Origin of the sequence: Paenibacillus sp. CECT 9249 (assembly GCF_918697855.1) — a bacterium.
Lineage (GTDB): Bacteria > Bacillota > Bacilli > Paenibacillales > Paenibacillaceae > MSJ-34.
Genome location: NZ_CAKKLI010000009.1, coordinates 62,849 through 82,869 on the forward strand (window position 1 = coordinate 62,849; position 20,021 = coordinate 82,869).

General features: G+C 51.9%; 18 protein-coding genes and 1 riboswitch. Of the genes, 14 read left to right on the forward strand and 4 right to left on the reverse strand.

Features of this window, described 5'->3' with window-relative positions:
- Positions 1-3: 3 nt before the first annotated feature.
- From gcvPB to gcvT, 3 genes are read right to left on the reverse strand one after another with little or no spacing between them, the layout of a single operon-like run.
- Positions 4-1,461: an aminomethyl-transferring glycine dehydrogenase subunit GcvPB gene (gene gcvPB / locus LQ229_RS09685; RefSeq protein WP_230191597.1), complete on the reverse strand. Its 1,458-nt coding sequence runs from the start codon at positions 1,459-1,461 to the stop codon at positions 4-6.
- A complete protein-coding gene (gcvPA, locus tag LQ229_RS09690) occupies positions 1,458-2,810 on the reverse strand; it encodes an aminomethyl-transferring glycine dehydrogenase subunit GcvPA (RefSeq protein ID WP_230191598.1) in 1,353 nt (450 codons plus the stop codon). The genes gcvPB and gcvPA overlap by 4 nt, the downstream gene beginning before the upstream one ends.
- Positions 2,807-3,934, reverse strand: a complete 1,128-nt coding sequence (gcvT, locus tag LQ229_RS09695; RefSeq protein ID WP_230191599.1) for a glycine cleavage system aminomethyltransferase GcvT — start codon at positions 3,932-3,934, stop codon at positions 2,807-2,809. Before gcvT ends, gcvPA begins: the two co-directional genes overlap by 4 nt.
- Positions 3,935-4,135: 201 nt before the next feature.
- Positions 4,136-4,230: riboswitch (glycine riboswitch) on the reverse strand.
- Positions 4,231-4,392: 162 nt separating this feature from the next.
- On the opposite strand from gcvT, the gene gcvH reads away from it, so the two are divergent.
- Positions 4,393-4,785 (forward strand): glycine cleavage system protein GcvH, encoded by a 393-nt coding sequence (gene gcvH / locus LQ229_RS09700; protein ID WP_230191600.1) that lies wholly within the window; start codon positions 4,393-4,395, stop codon positions 4,783-4,785.
- Between the two features lie 62 nt (positions 4,786-4,847).
- Here gcvH and LQ229_RS09705 read toward each other — a convergent pair whose 3' ends face one another.
- Positions 4,848-6,152, reverse strand: coding sequence for a hemolysin family protein (locus LQ229_RS09705; RefSeq protein ID WP_230191601.1), 1,305 nt, complete (start codon positions 6,150-6,152; stop codon positions 4,848-4,850).
- Between the two features lie 283 nt (positions 6,153-6,435).
- Here LQ229_RS09705 and LQ229_RS09710 point away from each other — a divergent pair, with 283 nt between their 5' ends.
- The 13 genes from LQ229_RS09710 (at position 6,436) to LQ229_RS09770 (ending at position 19,973) form a co-directional block, all read left to right on the forward strand.
- Positions 6,436-7,212 (forward strand): DUF1836 domain-containing protein, encoded by a 777-nt coding sequence (locus LQ229_RS09710; protein ID WP_230191602.1) that lies wholly within the window; start codon positions 6,436-6,438, stop codon positions 7,210-7,212.
- A 230-nt stretch (positions 7,213-7,442) separates the two neighbouring features.
- Positions 7,443-8,774 carry a hemolysin family protein gene (locus LQ229_RS09715; protein ID WP_216538697.1) on the forward strand — a complete coding sequence of 444 codons (1,332 nt, stop codon included), beginning with the start codon at positions 7,443-7,445 and terminating at the stop codon, positions 8,772-8,774.
- 383 nt (positions 8,775-9,157) lie between these two features.
- A complete protein-coding gene (locus LQ229_RS09720) occupies positions 9,158-10,051 on the forward strand; it encodes a transposase (RefSeq protein WP_230191603.1) in 894 nt (297 codons plus the stop codon).
- Between the two features lie 396 nt (positions 10,052-10,447).
- The gene (locus LQ229_RS09725) at positions 10,448-12,016 is read left to right on the forward strand and encodes a spore germination protein (protein ID WP_230191604.1); all 1,569 of its coding nucleotides are present in this window, start codon (positions 10,448-10,450) and stop codon (positions 12,014-12,016) included.
- A gap of 3 nt (positions 12,017-12,019) precedes the next feature.
- Positions 12,020-13,114, forward strand: a complete 1,095-nt coding sequence (locus tag LQ229_RS09730; RefSeq protein WP_216538694.1) for an endospore germination permease — start codon at positions 12,020-12,022, stop codon at positions 13,112-13,114.
- Positions 13,111-14,337, forward strand: a complete 1,227-nt coding sequence (locus LQ229_RS09735; protein ID WP_216538693.1) for a Ger(x)C family spore germination protein — start codon at positions 13,111-13,113, stop codon at positions 14,335-14,337. Before LQ229_RS09730 ends, LQ229_RS09735 begins: the two co-directional genes overlap by 4 nt.
- Positions 14,338-14,361: 24 nt before the next feature.
- Entirely contained in the window at positions 14,362-14,577 is a 216-nt protein-coding gene (locus LQ229_RS09740) for a CLC_0170 family protein (RefSeq protein ID WP_230191605.1), read from the forward strand.
- 2 nt (positions 14,578-14,579) lie between these two features.
- Positions 14,580-15,830 (forward strand): Ger(x)C family spore germination protein, encoded by a 1,251-nt coding sequence (locus LQ229_RS09745; protein ID WP_216538725.1) that lies wholly within the window; start codon positions 14,580-14,582, stop codon positions 15,828-15,830.
- A 224-nt stretch (positions 15,831-16,054) separates the two neighbouring features.
- Positions 16,055-16,444, forward strand: a complete 390-nt coding sequence (locus LQ229_RS09750; RefSeq protein ID WP_230191606.1) for a hypothetical protein — start codon at positions 16,055-16,057, stop codon at positions 16,442-16,444.
- Between the two features lie 5 nt (positions 16,445-16,449).
- Positions 16,450-17,796: a nitrous oxide reductase family maturation protein NosD gene (gene nosD / locus LQ229_RS09755; RefSeq protein WP_230191607.1), complete on the forward strand. Its 1,347-nt coding sequence runs from the start codon at positions 16,450-16,452 to the stop codon at positions 17,794-17,796.
- Positions 17,793-18,383 carry a nitrous oxide reductase accessory protein NosL gene (locus LQ229_RS09760; protein ID WP_230191608.1) on the forward strand — a complete coding sequence of 197 codons (591 nt, stop codon included), beginning with the start codon at positions 17,793-17,795 and terminating at the stop codon, positions 18,381-18,383. Before nosD ends, LQ229_RS09760 begins: the two co-directional genes overlap by 4 nt.
- Before the next feature lie 2 nt (positions 18,384-18,385).
- Complete coding sequence (locus tag LQ229_RS09765; protein ID WP_230191609.1) at positions 18,386-19,207, forward strand: ABC transporter permease; 822 nt, start codon at positions 18,386-18,388, stop codon at positions 19,205-19,207.
- Positions 19,200-19,973: an ABC transporter ATP-binding protein gene (locus LQ229_RS09770; RefSeq protein WP_230191610.1), complete on the forward strand. Its 774-nt coding sequence runs from the start codon at positions 19,200-19,202 to the stop codon at positions 19,971-19,973. Before LQ229_RS09765 ends, LQ229_RS09770 begins: the two co-directional genes overlap by 8 nt.
- Positions 19,974-20,021 lie beyond the last annotated feature (48 nt).

The following is a 20,021-nucleotide window of genomic DNA, read 5'->3' on the forward strand; positions in this document are numbered from 1 at the left end:
CGTTTACCGGCAAGAGCAGTTCAGGACGGGATTGCGCGCCGCCTGCGTCTCGTCAAGCCGTTTCACAACGGTATGATGCGGGGCGTTCAGCAACCGTTCGGGTTGTTCCTCCGCCTCGCGGGCGATCCGGATCATCGTATCGATGAACGCATCGAGCGTATCTTTGCTTTCCGTTTCCGTCGGTTCGATCATCATGCATTCTTCCACCGTCAACGGGAAGTAAACGGTAGGCGGATGGTATCCGAAATCGAGCAGCCGTTTGGCGACGTCGAGCGTGCGGACGCCGAATTTTTTCAGCGGTTTGCCGGATAGAACGAATTCATGCTTGCAGATGCCGGGGAACGGAATGTCATAATAGGGTTCGAGCCGCCGCATCATGTAATTGGCGTTCAACACCGCGCATTCGGATACGCGCCGGAGCCCTTCCGGCCCGTAAGAACGGATGTAAGCATAGGCGCGGACGAGAATGCCGAAGTTGCCGTAAAAGGCTTTGACCCGGCCGATGGAATCCTCTGCTCCGCCGCCCAGCCCGAATGATCCGTCTGTCCGCTTGACGACCGTCGGCGCAGGAAGGAAGGCGGCGAGCTCTTTCTTCACGCCGACGGGTCCCGCGCCGGGCCCGCCGCCTCCGTGCGGCGTGCTCATCGTTTTGTGCAAGTTCAGATGCACCACGTCGAAACCCATATCGCCCGGACGGGCGATCCCCATAATGGCGTTCGAATTCGCGCCGTCATAATATAACAATCCGCCCGCGTCGTGCACGATGCGGGCGATTTCTACGATTTGCGCTTCGAACAACCCCAGCGTGCTCGGGTTCGTCAGCATCAAAGCCGCCGTGTCGCTTCCCGCCGCAGCGCGGAGTTCTTCAAGATCGACCAAACCGTGTTCGTTCGACCGGATCGTAACCGTCTCGAATCCCGCGGCAGCCGCGCTTGCCGGATTGGTGCCGTGGGAAGAATCCGGGACGATGACTTTTGCGCGGACTTCGCCTCGTTTTTCATGATAAGCGCGAATCATCATTAGCCCGGTCCATTCGCCGTGCGCGCCTGCCGCAGGCTGAAGCGTCACCTCGTCCATCCCCGTTAACGCGGCCAAATCGCGTTGCAATTCATACATCAATTCCAGCGCTCCTTGGATGCTTTCCTCCGGCTGATACGGATGGATTTTGGCAAATCCGGCGTATTGCGCGACCTCTTCGTTTAGCTTCGGATTATATTTCATCGTGCAAGAGCCAAGCGGATAGAAGCCGTTATCCACTCCGAAATTGCGGCGCGAGAGCTCGGTATAATGGCGGATAACATCGACTTCGTACACTTCCGGCAGCTCGGCGGGCTCTGCACGCAGCATTTCGGACGGAATCAGCCGATGATGTTCGACGACGGGGACGTCGCAAGCGGGAAGAGAATAGGCGGTCCGTCCCGGTTTGCTAAGCTCATGGATGAGCGCTTTCTCCGCTTTCATATGCAACCCTCCAAACATTCGATAAATCGCTCGATTTCGCTTTTCGTTCTTCGTTCCGTAACGGCGAGCAGCATGCAGCCTTTCAACTCGGGATAGTCGTTCTCCAAACGGTATCCGCCGATGTAGCCGAATTGCAGCAGCCGCGACCGAATTCGTCCGATATCGGTTTCCTCCGGCAGCTTCAATACGAATTCGTTGAAGAACGGCGAAGAGAAGGGAAGGGAGAAGCCGGGGCGGCCGGCGAACAATCCGGAAGCGTAGTGCGCTTTTTGCACGTTCAGGTCGGCCACTTCCCGAATGCCCGCTTTGCCCATAACGGATAAATAGATGGCGGCGCACAGCGCGAGCAGCGCCTGGTTGGAACAAATGTTGGACGTCGCTTTCTCGCGGCGAATATGCTGTTCGCGCGCTTGCAGCGTCAGCACGAAGCCCCGCTTGCCGTCGCGGTCGACGGTTTGGCCGACGATGCGGCCGGGCATGCGCCGCATAAGAGCTTTGCCGACGGCGAAGTAGCCGCAGGTCGGCCCGCCGAGCGAGGCGGCAATCCCGAAGGGCTGCGCATCGCCGACGACGATGTCCGCGCCTAACTTGCCCGGACTTTCCAGCAGGCCGAGCGAAAGAGGATTGGCGCTCACGACGAGCAATCCGCCGCAGGCATGAACGATTTCGCCAATGGCGCGCACCTGTTCGATGCAGCCGAAGAAATTCGGCGATTGCACGATCACGGCAGCCGTTTCGCCGGTTACGCATGCCCGCAAGCGCTCGAGGTCGGTCGCTCCGTCCGCGTAATCCGCTTCGACGATATCGATACGGAGTCCGCGCGCTTTCGATAGCAGCACTTGCCGCGCTTCCGGATGAACGGCGCGCGAGACGACGATCCGGCGCCGCTGCGTCGCGCCGGCGGCGAGCGCAGCCGCTTCGGCCAGCGCGGTCGAACCGTCGTACATGCTGGCATTCGCGACCGCCATCCCGGTCAATTCGCAAATATACGACTGGAATTCGAACATCGCCTGCAGTTCCCCTTGGCTAATTTCCGGTTGATAAGGGGTATAAGCCGTATAAAATTCGGACCGGGACAACAGATGGCGAATGACGACGGGAATATGATGATCGTACAATCCCGCGCCCAAAAAACTGACGTATCGTTCAAAATCCGCGTTTTTATCCGCCAGCCGTTTCATATGTTGAAGCAGCGCCATCTCATCCAAAGCTTCGGATATTGGCAGCGTGCCGCGATAGCGCACTTCATCCGGAATGTCGCGGAACAGTTCTTCGACGGAACCGATTCCGATGGTCCGCATCATTTCCTCGCGATCCTGTTCCGTCATCGGCAAATAGCGATGTTTCATGATCGTTTGCCTCCTTCCGTCGATTCGGCCGTTCGTCGGTAAAACGGCGTTTTCACTACTTGCGCCGCTACGAATTTGCCCCGAATGTCGACTTGCAGTTCGGTCCCGACTTCCGCAACATTAGCATCCAGCAGCGCGAGTCCGATATTTTGTTTCAACGTAGGCGATTGCGTTCCCGACGTAATTACACCGATCCGCTTGCCGGAAGCGTATACCCCATAACCGGATCTTGAAATGCCGCGGCCGATCATGCGGATGCCGACCAACTTGCGCGGCAGCCCGGCGGATCGCTGCGCGAGCAGCGCTTCCTTGCCAATGAATTCGCCTTTGTCCCACTTCACGAACGAACCAAGCCCGGCCTCGAGCGGAGAGACGTCCTCCGACATGTCTTGGCCGTACAGCGGCAGCCTCGCTTCCAATCGAAGCGTGTCCCGGGCGCCCAGCCCCGCCGGGATCAGCCCGCGGCGTTCGCCGGCGCGCATCAGATCGTTCCATAGTTTCGGCGCCTCCGCAGGCGAAACGAACAATTCAAATCCGTCTTCGCCCGTATAACCGGTCCGGGAAACGAGCGTGCGTGTTCCGCTTACGTTGACGTCGGAAGCGAAATGAAACGCGGGCAGCGAGAGGACGGCGGCACTCGCCGCTTGCGACATGATGCCGGCAGCGGCCGGCCCTTGCAGCGCAAGCAGCGCGACATCTTCGGATATGTCGTCAATACGGACGTCGCCGAAGCGATGCCGCTGCAGCCATTCGAAATCTTTGGCGGCATTGGCGCTATTGACGACCAGCATATATTTGCCGCTTGCGAGACGGTAGACGATCAGATCGTCGACGACTCCGCCGTCCGGAGCGCACAGGATCGAATACTGCGCGCGGCCGTCCGTCAAACGGGATACGTCATTGGTCGTTATCCGCTGCAAGAACGCTAGCGCGCCCTCGCCCGTCACTAGCAATTCGCCCATATGGGAGACGTCGAACAAGCCCGCTTGCCGCCGTACGGCGTCATGCTCTCTCAACATGCCGTAATATTGCACGGGCAGTTCCCAACCGCCAAAGTCGATGCAGCGAACGGAAGGATACGAGGAATAAACGGGGTAGAGCGGAGTTCTTCGCAACGGGGACATACGATCACCTCGAATTTATCATATTAGGCTTTGCAAAAAACAAAAAGGGACAGGCCGTATGGAATCCCGTACGCTTGATTGGCATACGCGATTTCTTACGCTCTGTCCTTGTTACCTGAGAGTTGCCCTATGCCATTCCAAGACGGAACCGCATAAGTTTCCCCATCGGTGCCCCTGCTGACAGGGTTCTCTCCAGAGTCGCGTCCGGCAACGGTCCTTTTGCCTGAGAGATTCACCCGCGTGAGGCTTACTCCTTCGGCGTTACCGCATCGGGTAAACTCTCCCATTGCCTTCATCCGCATTTTCGATGTTCACAGTACATTAATACTCAATATTCGGAACATTGTGATTGTATTCTTGCCATATAGTAATAATATGCGAATCGGCCTTTCTCACGAACGGCGCGAAGAAGCGTACAAGAAGGCGGAGTCGGAAGGTGAAGAAATGGGGGAGCGAACATGAGCGAAGTGAAAGATCATCTGCGCTACAGCGCGGAGCACGAATGGGTGGAAGTCGTCGGCGAAAGGACGGTGCGAATCGGCATTACCGACTTTGCGCAATGCCAATTGGGCGATATCGTATTCGTCGATTGCGCAGCGCCGGATACGGGCGCGGCTGCCGGGGACAGCATCGGTTCGATCGAATCGGTCAAGACGGTGTCGGAACTGTATAGTCCCGTTGCCGGCACGATCGCCAAAGTCAATGCGGCGCTCGAATTACAGCCGGAATTGGTCAATGAAGATCCTTACGGGGGCGGCTGGATCGCGGAGCTTGAAGTAGACGGAACAGCGGACGAAGCGGTGAAGCGTTTACTCACGGCGGATGAGTATCGGGCCCATGTTGCGGATTAAACAAGAAAAGAGGCTTTCCGGCAGGCCAAGCGCCTCTGGAAATGCCTCATTTTTTTAGATCTCTATTCCGAAGATTCGACAGCGTTCTTTATAATTTCAATTTTGCGAATCCGATGCTTCTCTTTTTCTCTTACGATAAAGGTCAAATCTCCGAAGTGCCATTCGCTTCCTTTTTTCAATTCCGTGTTCTGCCCGTACAACCAACCGCCGATCGTATCCAAATTATCGGATTCGATATTTGCGTTCAGCAATTCGTTAATTTGAGAAATCGCGACTTTCCCGTCGACGACGATGCGGCCGTCGCTCAATTGTTCGACTTCCAGGTTTTCCTCGGCATCGAATTCGTCGCGAATTTCCCCGACGATCTCTTCCAAAATATCTTCAATCGTAAGCATTCCCGACGTTCCGCCGTATTCGTCCACTAATATGGCGATATGCTTCCGTTCCTGCTGCATTTTTCTAAGCAACGTTTTGATCGGCGTCGCTTCGGATACCGACAATACGGGCTGCACCAGCTTGGACAGTTCCGTATTCGGATGATCGTCGTAATACAGGAAGAACTGTTTCGTATTGATCATGCCGGCAATATTGTCCTTGTTATTATCCATGATGACCGGGAAGCGAGTGTATTGTTCTTCTTTGATCGTTTTCAGGTTCTCTTCGAACGATTTGTCGAGATGAAGACAAACCATATCGGTACGGGGCACCATAATTTCTCGCGCCAGCAAGTCGTCGAAAGCGAAGATCCGGTTCACATACCCGTATTCCGATTTATTGATTTTGCCGCTTTCGTAGCTTTCGGTGAGAATAATCCGCAATTCTTCTTCCGAGTGGGCTTCCGCATGCTCGCTCGCGGAGTGCAAGCCGAACATGCGGACGATCGCGTTGCCCGAACCGTTAAGCAGCCATATAAAGGGGTACATCAGTTTATGAAACATAACAATCGGCCGCGCCGTCATCAAGGCGATGGCTTCCGTCTTCTGAATCGCCAACGTTTTGGGAGCCAATTCCCCAAGCACAACGTGCAAGTACGTCATAAGGATGAAGGCGATCAGAAAGGATATTACTTTGGTAACCTCGGACGGCAATGCGAACAATTCGAATAGAGGATGCAGCAATTTTTCGACCGTCGGCTCCCCGAGCCAACCCAATCCGAGCGCCGTAATCGTAATCCCTAACTGGCAAGCCGACAAGTAAGCGTCCAAATGGCCGACTACTTTTTTCACCGCAGAGGCGTTTTTCCGGTTTTCCGCCACCAATTGATCGACGCGGCTCGGCCGAATTTTGACCATCGCAAACTCGGTAGCCACGAAAAATGCGGTAAGAGCAATCAGCAAAATAACGAGAAAAATATTGAGCGCAATCATTACAATCTCCTTATCATGATTTTTTACGAACTCTCTTAGTTCAAGTTCATATGAACTTATTATAAGAACTTAATGAAAAAGATTCAAAGACAATATAATGGCATATTAGCGAAAAATAGACGGTATGGCGAGTTTTCATCGCAGCCAAACAGTTCGCTCTTTTATTCTTTCCCGCTTTGACAATATTACGATAAAATCATAAGATAAGTTCAGATGAACTTGAAATTCATCGTTTCGAGTCGTCGAACGGAACCTTGCAAACGGAACGAAGGAGAAATTCAGTATGGAACAGTTCTTGTTAACGCGCAAACAAATGTCGTCCTTACTGCTATCGTTAAAAGGCTTGTCGGATCGGACACCGCTCGCGATTTTGCAGGAAGCATGGGCCAGTTCGCATAAGACGGATATCGAACTCGGCACTTCTTTAGGCGCCTTTATGGCGACGACGCTGCCTCCGATTTTCGCCAAGATTATCAAATCGAATCAGAGGGAAGAAGGGTTTTCCTTAAACGATATCGTCTCTTTGGGCAATCAGATCGAATATACCAACTTCTCGGTTACTTCCGCGCAAAATTGGGTGAAGCGGGATATTAAGGACGTGCTCGGTTCTCCGAAAGTGGGGAAGAAATATTCCGTAGATCAAGCGGCCGTCTTATTTATTGTGGAAGATTTGAAATCCACATTGGATTTTGACTCGATCCGCAAATTGCTGACCTATGTATTTCTGCATCCGGACGACGAGACCGACGATTTGATCAACCCGCTGCAGTTATATAGCGCATATTCGTCCATCTTCGAAGAATTGGACGCGAACAACGATCAAGTCCTCGACGTGTCGGGACATGAGAGCGGGAGAAAAAATCACGACCATATGATGGAAAATTTGATTAAGCATAGGGCGAGCGAGTATGCGGGCTCTTTGCACGGTTTGCGCCCGGAGCAGAGGGAAGCCGTCAGAAATATTTTGGTGGTCGCCATGGTATCGGTGCAAGCATCTTATTTCCAAACGTTGGCGAAACGCTTTTTTCACGCGACGGTTTTTCTGCAAAATTTGAAATAAGGCGGGAAAGCGCCGTAATATGCGGTTTTCGGGGCTTTCGGAAAGTCGGCGTCATGGCAACAAGCAGACGCGAATAAGATGAAATCGTAAGCTTTTGCCGCGCTTAGACAAACAGCAGCGTTTGATCTTTTTTGACATTTGATTATAATTGTAATAATAGGGTTGTTTATCAATACATTCATGAGGAGGTGGACCTATCTATCTCGAACGGAGGTAGGATAGGGAATCGATTGGACAGTGACCCGTTACCGATATGGTTAAGCCTGTTGCTTGCTTTTGTGCTCGTGTTGCTGAACGGATTTTTCGTCGCAGCCGAATTTGCCATGGTGAAAGTGAGGGGCAGCCGCATCGATACACTGGCCCAAGAAGGGAATAGAAAGGCCAGATTTGCAAGCGGTATCGTTGGAAATTTGAATGCGTATTTGTCCGCCTGCCAGCTCGGCATCACGTTAACGTCTCTCGGTCTCGGTTGGCTGGGTGAACCGACCATTGCGCGAATGCTCGCGCCGTTGTTGAAAAACTTGCACGTACCTGACAACATCATTCATATTATCGCATTTATTATCGGTTTTACGGTAGTAACCGCATTTCATATTACGATCGGCGAACAGGTGCCGAAAACGTACGCGATTCGGAAGGCCGAACAAGTCACGCTTTGGTCCGCCGCACCGATTGTATTATTTTATAAGCTTATGTTCCCGCTCATCTGGTGTTTGAACGGGGCTTCCAACTGGATGCTGCGCAAATCGGGCATCGAACCGGAAGCGGAACATGAAGCGGTTCATACGGAAGAGGAAATCAGGTTGTTGGTGAAAGAAAGCCATAAGAACGGTCTGATCGATAATACGGAGCTGACGCTGGTCGATAACGTGTTCGAATTTACCGAAACCGTTGCGCGGGAAATTATGATTCCCCGCACGGAGATGATTTGTTTGTATGTAGATTCGTCTTTTGACGAAAATCTGGATATTGCCACTTCGGATATTCATACGAGATATCCATTGTGCGATGCCGATAAAGACAATATTATCGGATTCGTACATATCAAAGATATGTTGCAAGCGGCCAGACATGGACTGGATCATATAAGAACGATCGCCAAACCGCTTATGAGCGTACCCGAGACGATTCCGATCAGCGTTTTGCTGAAGTTGATGCAGAAAAAGCGAACGGAAGTCGCCTTGTTGATCGACGAATACGGCGGCACCTCCGGGCTGGTTACCGTAGAAGACATCTTGGAGGAGCTAGTCGGAGAAATTCACGACGAGTTCGATCAGGAACGGCCCGCCATCGAGAAAAAAGACGAAATGACGCATTCCGTTGACGGTTTGCTCCATATCGACGAATTCAATCAATATTTCGGAATGGAGATCGAAACGGAAGATTACGATACGATCGGCGGATGGGTATACTCGCAAGTGGAAACGCAGCCCCAGAAAAATCAGCGCATCCGCTACGAGGGATACGAGTTTATTGTGGAAGAAGTAGATCATTTGCGAATTTCCAGAGTTACGGTCAAAAAATTGGCGGAAATACGGGAAACGATCTCCGTCGTGTCGTAACGAATAGATCGCGGCGTCCTGTGCTCAAGCATAGGGCGCTTTTTTTGTATTTTCTTTCTCCGTCTTCGTTGCATTTCCTCTTTTGTCGGTATCCCCTTCATTCAGGTCATTATGTTACAGTTGCCGTTGAGTTCCGGTTTCTTCCTTCGAGCTATAGCTTTTTCTCCGCCTTTTGTCGAAATCCCCTTCGTTCAGAAAGCGGTAGCAAATCTAATCTCGTTTCTTTGGTTAAAATATGTTCGCTTCAAAGTAGATGGTTTTACAGCAAAAACGACAACTATTGTTCCAAAAAATAATAAAACAAAGTTGAAATCGGAACATTCGTTTGGTAAAATAAAGGGGAACATAAGTTCCTGTCGGAGCGATAGGGGGAGGAGATTGTCATGACCGAATTGTTATCATTTGAGGCGTTCTCAGCTTATTATGAGAAGGAAGAGACATGCGCGAAAGCATGGTACGAGATGAGATGGCCGGACGGGTTCCGATGCCCCCGGTGTCAGCATCATGCCGCTTACGTCATTACGACCCGCAAACTCCCTCTATATGAATGCCAATCCTGCAGGGCGCAAACTTCGCTCATTGCCGGTACGGTCATGGAAGGCAGCCGCACCTCGCTGCGCAAATGGTTTCAGGCGATTTATCTCCATGCAAGGCCGGAGGGCGTCAACGCGATACAATTATCCCGAATCATCGAGGTAACTTACAAAACCGCTTGGCTCATCTGCCACAAGCTGCGGTATGCCATGTCCCAGACGGAATCGGCGGAGCTGTTGTCCGGACTGGTTCGCATTTCGGAAGCGATCTATGCCTTGAGGATCACGCCCGGCTCGAATTGGCATAAACAAGCACAACCTCTGCTCATCGGCGCTTCGGAGGACGGGAACGGGGTTATCGTGAAAATAAAAATCGAAAAACAACGCAAAGAACCGATCAAAACTTGTTTCAAGCCTTTTCCGGTCGATCATTTTATCGACCGTTACGTGGATCCGAAGGCGGCTGCCGGCGCGATTGTGACGCGCCGCATCGGACGCGACAGGAACCTAACGTTAATACGGCTTGCAGGGGAAGTGGAAACATGGCTTGCTTGCCGGTTCGGCGGCATTGGAAGCAAGCATCTGCAAGCTTATTTGAATCATTATTGTTATATGTTCAACCATAGCAATTCCTCGCTGAAATCGCTATTCAACAGTTGCGTTACTTCTCGAACGATTACGTATCCCAAACTCGTCGGCCGTGCTAATGATTTCGGTAAGGTCCCTAACAAAATCGCATCTTAACGAAATGCGCTTGATTTCGTTTATTGATGGGGTGTTCGATTTTTCCTTCAGCCTCGAAAGTTGATTATGATAAACCCCCAGCTTGAATGTTCGTTTTTTTATATTGACATTGATTTTACCCTCTTTCTTTTTTGCGATCCTGAACGAGCGGGATACCGACAGAAGGGGGCAAAAAGAGAAAACCCTCGTCCCCGATCAAGACTCAATCGATGCCTCCGCCTGAAGCTCTTCCCGACCTGACAGCATCAATAAAATTCATGGTAAAGGCTCTACATGACTCTATACTTCGATGCGATGCGCAAGCCGATCAACACATAGTTTCACTTTTTATGGGAATGATAACGTACATGAATCTCAATTTCAGCAAGTACAATGCAACGTTTGGAGGTGGTACCCGTGTCATTCCCGACTGAAACTGATACAATCAGTGCCAATCTAGAAGAAACGATCAATATCATTCGCAGTTTGATCGGTGAGAACGATGACTTGGCCGTCCGCCGTTTTAACGTTTTCGGAAAGTACTCGGCAGTCATGATCTATTATCAGAATATGGTCGACCAGACGATTATCAACACGGATGTATTAAAACCGTTTATGTACTTGCCTTCTTATCTCGAAGGAAGAAGCATTGAACTGCATGAACTGAAAGATATTCTCATCGGTTCATCTCTCTATCATAGCGAAGGCAGGCTGGAAAACAAGCTTGCCGTCATCGTCGACAGCTTACAGCGCGGCGAGACGTTCGTCGCAGTCGACGGATTGGAGGACGCCTTTCTGGTCGGCACGCGGAATATCGAGAAGCGAGCCATCGATCAGCCAGCTACGGAGCAAGTCATACGCGGGTCGAGAGACGGTTTCATCGAATTGCTCGGCACCAATATCGCTCTTATTCGCTATCGCCTGCAAACGCCGGATCTTCGCGTCAAGACGTTGACGATCGGCAGCCGGACCAAATCCAAAGTCGCCGTTTGCTACATGGAAGGCATTTGCAATCCGGATCTCGTACAGGAGGTGCATAAACGGCTAAGCAGCATCGGCGACGACGCCATCCTCGATTCGGGCTACTTGGAGCAATATATCGAGGACAATCATTTTACTCCGTTCCCACAAGTGCAATATACGGAGAGGCCGGATAAAGTCGTCGCCAATCTGTTGGAAGGGAGAGTCGCCCTGCTTGTAGACGGCTCGCCGCTGGTGCTCATCGTTCCGGTCGTATTCAGCCAATTCTACCAAACGGTCGAAGACTATACCGAACGCTTTCTGCTCATGAGCGCCATTCGTTTGGCCAGGCTAATCGCCTTAATTTTCTCATTAATATTTCCGTCCTTGTATGTCGCGATTATATCCTTTAATCCGGAATTGATCCCTACGGAATTCGCCGTGGCGGTAGCCGGGGGAAGAGCGGGCGTTCCGTTTCCCGCGATTGTTGAAGTGCTGCTGATTGAAATATCGATGGAAGTATTGCGGGAGGCCACGATCCGCTTGCCGCAGCAAGTCGGCGGAGCGCTGTCCATCGTCGGGGTGCTCGTAATCGGCCAGGCCGCGGTGGCAGCGGGATTTTCCAGCCCGATCACCGTCGTGATCGTCGCGCTGACGACGATCGGATCGTTCGCGACGCCGGCGTACAATGTGGCGCTTGCCCTGCGGCTGCTGCGGTTTCCGCTGATCATATTGGCCGGTATTTTCGGGCTTTACGGAGTGATGATCGGATTGATTTTTATCGCGAATCACTTGCTCTCCCTGAAATCGTTCGGCGTTCCTTACTTAAGTCCGCTTGTGCCGGGCAACTTTCAAGGCATGAAGGATATGATTATACGCGGGCCGGTATGGTGGATGAAGAGACGGCCTCCGCTCCTGTTTCCGCTGGATAATATCCGATTGGGAGGAAAAGCGAAGGAGGCGCTGCAGAGTCCCCCGGGGGATGCGCTGGATCCGATGGAACAATTAGAAAAAAAGGAGCGTTAACGGATGAAGGAAATACCGGAAGTGACAGTCATCCAAGCCACTGCGATTATTGTAAGCAGCATCATCGGGGTCGGGGTGCTCCCGCTTCCCCTCTTTGCTGTACGCTCGGCCGGCGCAGGGGCGCCGCTCGCGACGATGCTCGGCGCGGCGGTCGCCTTTATCGGACTCAGCATCATTACCATACTGGGCATGCGTTTTCCGAGCAAATCCATTATTCAATATAGCGAAGACATTATCGGAAAATGGCTGGCTCGGGTCGGCAATATCATGATTATCGTTTTTTTTGCTATGTTAACTTCGCTGACGGCACGCGAATTCGGCGAAGTCGTCGTCACGTCCGTACTGAAACAGACGCCCGTAGAAGTAACCGTCATCGTCATGCTGCTGCTGGCTACATTCTCCACCCGCAACGACATTACGAGATTTGCATATATTCACTATTTTTATACGCCGCTGCTTCTTATCCCCGGTATATTGATCGTAGCGCTTTCGCTGAAAAACGCCGATATCCTAAATTTGCAACCGTTCTGGGGCAACAATCCGAAAGGGATGTTGCCGGGGATCTTAACAATTGCCGCTTTATTTCAAGGCGCTTTCGTGATGACTGTGGTTATTCCGGCTATGCGCAAGCCGAAGAAGGCGATGATCGCCAGCATATGGGGGATTGTGATCGCCGGCGGACTGTATATCGTTATTGCTGCGGCGACGGTCAGCGTGTTCGGCGCCGAAGAGATCAAAAAATTGCTCTGGCCTACGTTGGAATTAGCCAAGACGACATCGCTCCCGGCGAATATTTTGGAACGAATCGACGCGGCGTTTCTCGCGGTTTGGGTGACCGCCGTCTATACTACGCTTTTTTCCAGTTATTATTTTACGATTGATTCCATCAGCAAGCTGTTTCGTTTGGGCGATTCGAAAATGTTTTCTTTTTTTATACTGCCGTTTGTTTTTATTATGGCTCTGCTGCCGCAAAATATATTGCAAATGTATGAAATCATTCAAAACGTCGGCCGCGTCGGCATGGTGATGACCATTGCTTATCCCGGCATTTTGTTGTTCGTGTCCATCATTCGCAAGCAAAAAGAGGAACGCGTATGAGGGAAAAGCAGGGAAGAGCGATCAAGCTGCTTTGTGTCATGCTCTTAACGGTTCCTCTTCTATCAGGCTGCTGGGATCGGCTTGAAATTGAGGAACGAGCCGTCGTATTAGGAATTTCAGTGGATTCGGCGGAAGGAGAGCATGAGAAAGAACAGGAGATTACGCATTTGCGCGGCAAGTTCCCCGCTCCGAAACAAGAATTGATCCGCGTTGCCGTCCAGATCGCCCTGCCAGGGAAAATACCGCTCGGTCCGGGACAAGCCGGTGGGGAAAAAGGAGGAAAAGAAACGGTGTGGGTATTGGACAGTGTCGGACATACGATCGACGACGCGCTTATGAATTTGCAGCAGCAAATTTCAAGCAGACTGTTTTTCGGCCATCTGCGCGTTATTGTCGTATCCCGGGAAGCCGCCCGAAAAGGACTGCAAACGTTGAACGACTATTTGCGCCGCAATTCGGAAGTGCGCAGAACGGCCTGGATGCTAGTTTCGGAAGGCGATGCCAAAGAACTGATGAAAGCCGCGCCCAAATTGGAACGCGTTCCGACGATGTACTTGTTGGCCACGTTGGACGAAGCGGTCCGCATGGGGAAGTTCCCGACCGATTTTCTCGGTATCTTTTGGAGCAATTCTTCCAAAAAAGGAAAGGAAGGTTTCCTTCCTTATGTCAAAGTCATGAAGGAGCAAAACGTTGAAATAAAGGGAATCGCATTTTTTAAAAACGATAAATTAGTGGAAGTAACGGAACCCCTTGAAATAGCGGCATATATGGGCATTAAAGGAGTAACGCAGGCGGGTTACCGGTCTTTCGTGAGAGTGGGAGAAACGCCGACGATCGTCATGCTCTATGCCACCTCCCGCAAATCGTACATAAAAGTGGATATTGTAAACGGCCGCCCGCATTTCCTCGTTACGATCTTTCTCGAAGATAATATCGAAGAAAAAGTCAACGATTCGGTTTTGTTGAAAACGGACGAAGTTTTATGGGAAATCGAACGGAAGAATAATGAGGCCGCAACAAAACTATATGAAGATTTTATTAAAAAAACGCAGAATCAAGGAGCCGATATTCTCGGCTTCGGCGAATATGTACGCGCCAAAAAACCGCAATATTGGAACCGCCACATCCGGACCAAAGAGCGGTGGCAAGAAATGTACCCTTCCGCAACGTTCGAAGTGAAGGTTCACACGAAAATTCGACGAGTCGGAATGGAGTCTAAATGACATCACGCTGGGAGGCTGGAAAGCATGATAGGAGGCGGTCAGGTCGGATTCGGTTTTATCGTTTCGGCGATACCGTTATGGTTGGTGACAGGATGGCTCATTTTACAATGGGACATGAAAAACTACGAGCAGAAAAACATGAAAAAAGAAAAGAAGGTGGCCCGTTTTCTCGGATGGTTCAATGTTGCGGCCGGAATTCTGTCGTTCGTCGCCAACTGGATGCTGCGATTATGGGGGTAACGATGAAGACGAAGCGTAAACCCGTCGCGTTGTTTTGCATGTTCATTCTGATCGTACCGCTTCTCGCAGGTTGCTGGGATCGCCTGGAAATAGAAGAACGCGCCGTCGTATTGGGCATTTCCATCGATACGGCCAGCCCGGGAGAAGAAAGCCAAGAGCAAGAGGTGAGCCATCTGCGCGGGAAATACCCGGTTCCGACCCGCGAGTTGATTCGCGTCGCCGTTCAAATCGCGCTGCCCGGTAAAATTCCGCTTGGCCCGGGGGGAGGCGAGGGAGAAGAAGGCGGCGAGGGCGGGGGCGCGCCCGGCGCGGGACAAACGGTATGGATCATCGATGTCGTCGGCCATACGATCGACGATGCGCTCATGAATTTGCAGCAGCAAATTTCGAGCAGATTGTTCTACGGACATTTGCGCGTGATCGTCGTCTCGGAAGAGATGGGCAGGAGAGGGCTGGAAAATATAAACGACTTTTTGCGCCGCAATTCGGAAGTGCGCAGAACGGCCTGGATGCTCATCTCAGGCGGGAAGGCGATCGACTTAATGAAGGCGACGCCGCAACTGAAACGAATACCGACATTGTATTTGCTGGCGACATTGGACGATGCGGTCAAACTGGGGAAATTTCCGAACGACTTCGTCGGCATTTTCTGGAGCAACTCCTCGAAACACGGGCAAGAAGCATTTCTTCCTTATGTCAAACTAATGAAGGAACAAAACATTGAAATTTACGGATTGGCTTATTTTCGGAACGATAAAATGGTGGGCGTGACGAAGCCTTTTGAAATTGCCGGTTATATGGGGATTAAAGGGATCAGGACATCGGGGTACCGCGGGTTTGTCAGAGCGGACGGACCGGAAAAAACCGTTACGGTATACGCGACGTCCCGCAAATCGAAAATGAATGTCGAAATTAGGAATGGAAAGCCGCATTTCATCGTCTCCGTCATGACGGAAATCGATGTGGAAGAAAAATTAAGCGAATCGTTTCAAATCGGCCATTCGGATGTATTGAAAGAGATCGAGAAGGAGAACAAGAAAGGATTGATCAAAACATACGGAGATCTCATTCGCAAGACACAAGAAAAAGGATCCGACATTTTCGGTTTCGGAGAATATATAAGGGCAAAAAAACCTTTGTATTGGAACGAGCATGTCCGAACGAAGGAGCGTTGGCAGGAAACGTATAAGAACGCCACGTTCGAAATTCGAGTGACAACGCGTGTCCGCCGTATTGGCATGAAAGCGACATAAGCCGATTGATCATTAGATGACGAAACATTTGCTGCCTCACAACGCGGCAAATGTTTTTTTGTTTTTGCCGCATCGGGTATCCGTCTTCGTTTCGAAATTTTCACACAGTTGTAACAACAATAGCTCTATCGAGCGATATTCAAACGGATGCCGTTCCGGTAGGATGACTACTGACGGCTATCATAGCAAGCGGCAATCAGCGGTAAGAGGAAAGAGGGGATGAGATGAAAAGAAACATATGGATGCTTGCGTTCGCAATGCTGACGCTCCTGTTTATGGCGGCATGCGCCGATCCGTCAAGTTCGTCGAATGTGAATCCCGCCAAGGTGCAGGTGGAGTTAATCGCAACCCCCGAGCCGGTAATCGCCGGGGAAACGACCGCTCTAACGGTGCGGATTACGGGACTTAACACGTTCGAAAAAGCCAGGGTCCAACTCGATATTCGCACAGCGGACAATAAAGGCATTCCCGATTTGTTGGATACGGAAACGACGGGCAACGGCGACTATTCGGCGGAATATACGTTCAAGAAAACAAGTTTATACGACGTATATGTTCATCTCTACCAAGGCGAATTGCATATTACGAAGAAAAAGCAGTTGGAAGCGACTTGACGGCCGTGAGAACGACGCTGATTTGGTCCGTAGTATGCCTGCTGTTGCTGCCGATGTCCGCAGCGGCGGCGCCGGGCGGGGCGGAGCCGACATCCGGATACGAGCGGGTCCAAACGTTGATCGATGCCGCGAAGCCGGGCGAGACGCTGGAATTGCCTGCCGGAACGTACCGGGGGCCGCTCGTCGTCGATAAGCCGCTTCATATCCGGGGAATGGGTACGGCACGCATCGTGAACGATGCTTCCGAGCCGGCCGTCGTCATTCATGCCGATCGCGTCACGCTCGAAGGGGTGGAGATCGATCACAATTCGCAAACCGGGGAAGCCGCCATACTCATTGAGGCTGACGAGACGACGCTGTCCCGCGTCGCGATCCGAACCCGGTCGCATGGCATTCAACTGCGCGAAGCCGATCGCGGCATCATTGAACATTCCCAAATCGCATGGCTAGGCGCCGATGCAGACAGGGATCGCGAAGTCCCGTTATCGCAAAAAGGCAACGGAATCGATCTGTTCGACTCGCATCGCAGCCGAATCGCCGGCAATGAAATATCCGGCATGAATGACGGCATTTATCTGGAAAGCAGCCATGGCGCTTTAGTCGAGGACAACAAAGTGGAGCGCTCGCGCTATGGCATTCATTGCATGTACACGAACGGCACGAAGGTCATCGGCAACGAAGGACGGTTCAATGTAACGGGCGCTATGATCATGGGAGTGCAGGATGCCGAGGTGACAGACAACGTCTTTCGCATGCAAAGCGAAAACGTGAACTCCCAGGGCATTCTTCTGTTTGACGTGCAAACGTCCCGAATCTACCGCAACGTCGTGGAAGGCAACCGCGTCGGTTTGTATATCGAGCAATCGCTGCGCAATGAATTGACGGACAACGACGTGCTGCGCAATTTTATCGGCATTCAGTTGCTCGAATCGGAAGGAAACCGATTTGCGAACAATCGCTTTATCGCCAACGTCATCGAGGCGGAAGCGACGGAAAGCAAGGACAATCGATTGACCGGCAACTATTGGGACAGCTTTCGGGGGATTGATCTGGATCGGGACGGAATGAGCGACATTCCTTATGCCATCAATCCGTTCTTCCAGCAGCTGGTCGACAGGAAGCCGGCTTTTCAGCTGTTTTTCCAATCGCCGGGCATTCGTTTTCTGGAAAGTCTGTTCGTTGCCGATCAGAGCGTATGGGCCGCCGATTCGTCGCCACTCATGCGTCTTCCGGCCGAAGCGGACCCGAATCCCGGCTCCGGCGATTCCGATTATTGGTGGAGCCTTTTCTTTGGCATTTTCTTGTTAGCATCGTCCATTGCGACAATTTATATGGTGGGGGTAAAAAATTGAAAAAGACGGTATGGATTGGTTTGGTTATTGTGCTAATCGGGATATTGGTCGGATGCGGCGGGAAGGAGTACAAGCCGGTCGCCATCGACGAAAACGTCGATAAATGCGCCATTTGCAATATGCAGGTGAAAGACGACGCCTTCGCCACCCAACTGACGACAAAAGACGGACAAAATATGAAGTTCGACGATATCGGTTGTATGAACGAATGGAAGGCGAAGAACGGAACGGACAACATCGGCGCGCAATTCGTGCGGGATTACAACAATTTGGAATGGATCAAGTATGAAGATGCCGTCTATGTATACGATGCTTCGTTCAAGTCTCCGATGGCATACGGCGTTTACAGCTTCAAGGATCGGTCGTCTGCGGAACAATTCGTTGCGGAGGAGGGAACCGGTATCGTCATGAATGCCGAGCAATTGGCTTCGCACTCTTGGGACCGCAATCAAGACATGATGCATATGCACGGCGGGGAGGACCATGATGCGGAGGCGCACACGCATTCCGGCCCGGAAGAAGGATCCCATTCGGAATCCGATGCGGATGCCGAAGCGCATGACTCGCATTCCGATACGGGCATGTAACGATGATGAACGTATACTATGTGGCGCGCAGAGAGTTGAAAGCGGGGTTTCGCAATCCATGGGCCTATTCGTTTATGGCCCTTTTCTCCGTCTTCAGCCTTAGCCTGTTATTGATTAATTCCCAAAACGTCGTGCAGGGGTACTCCGGAGCGACGGGGACGATGTTAAGCTTGATCTTGTACTTGCTTCCGCTCATGACGCTGTTTCTCGGCTCTTTTTCGTTGACCGCGGAGAAGGAAGAAGGAAGCTGGCAACTGCTGTCGACGTATCCGCTCGGGACGCTGTCTTTTTTGGCAGGCAAATATGTCGGCCTCGCTTCCGTCTTGCTGGCGATCGTCGCATTCGGCTACGGCGTCATGGGCGTTGCCGGAGCGTTGTTCGGGAAAGGATTCGAGCGCAATACGTATATGCTGTTTTTCGCTTTTTCCGTCGGATTGGTGCTGCTGTTTTTGGCCGTTGCGCTCATTGTCGGATCTTTGGCCAAAAACCGGTGGCAGGCGCTCACCATCGCGGTGGCGATTTGGTTTTTTGCCGTTATCGGTTGGCCCACTTTGCTTATTGCGGCGCTCGGCTTGCTGCCATACCTATGGGCGAAGCCGGCATTGCTTATTCTGACGATGTGCAATCCCGCGGAGCTTGTACGGCTGTTTGTCGTCGTCAAACTGGGCGGCGGATCGATACTGGGACCGGAATATTACCGCTGGATTCAATGGATTGACGAACCCGGCGGAACGCTGTTGTTTCTCGCCGTTTGTGCCGTATGGGTCGGTCTGGCGATGCTGGGAAGCTATTTCATATGGGAGAGGGGGCGAACGCGTGGGTAAGCCGACTTACGTTAGAACGGCGGCGGACCGGCCGGCAGAGTCCTGCGAACCGGTATTGACATTGCAGGACGTGCGCAAAACGATCAAGCGGAGAACCATGGTCGACGTCGTGAACATGACGGTGAAGCGGGGCAACGTGTTGGCTTTATGCGGCGGCAACGGGGCCGGCAAAAGCACGATTTTGCGGATGATCGTCGGCGTGCTGAAACCGAGCGGCGGTTCGATATGCGTGAACGGATACCGATGGGCTGACGATCGCAAAGCTTACTCGGCGCAGCTTGGGTATATGCCCGACGATTATTTGTTCGGCCAAGGATTGACGGCCGGCGAAACATTGTCCTTCTGGGCATCGCTGCGCAAAGTGTCCAAGCGGCGAACGGAAGAAACGCTTGCCGCCGTCGGACTGGCGGATGTTAGAAACGAGCAGGTGCGCTCCTTCTCCAAAGGAATGCGGCAGCGGTTATTATTCGCTCAAGCGCTGCTTGCCGAACCGCCGCTGCTGGTCATGGACGAGCCTACCAACGGTCTCGATCCGTTCTGGATGCATTCGTTCGTCCAACTGGTTCAACAATTGAAAAGCCAGGGGCAAGCCGTCGTTTTTTCAACGCATCAGTTGCAAATCGCGGAAGCGGTTGCCGACGATGTCGTTTTTCTCGATCGGGGACGAATCGTTTGCGAAGGCAAGACGGCCGAGTTGAAGCAATCCCACGGCCCGGCCGGGCTGCAGGCGGTATTTAACCGTTTGTACGGATTCGAAACCGAATGAACCGGCACCGAAGAAATCGAAGCGCTGTTGCAGTCGATGCAGCCTGCT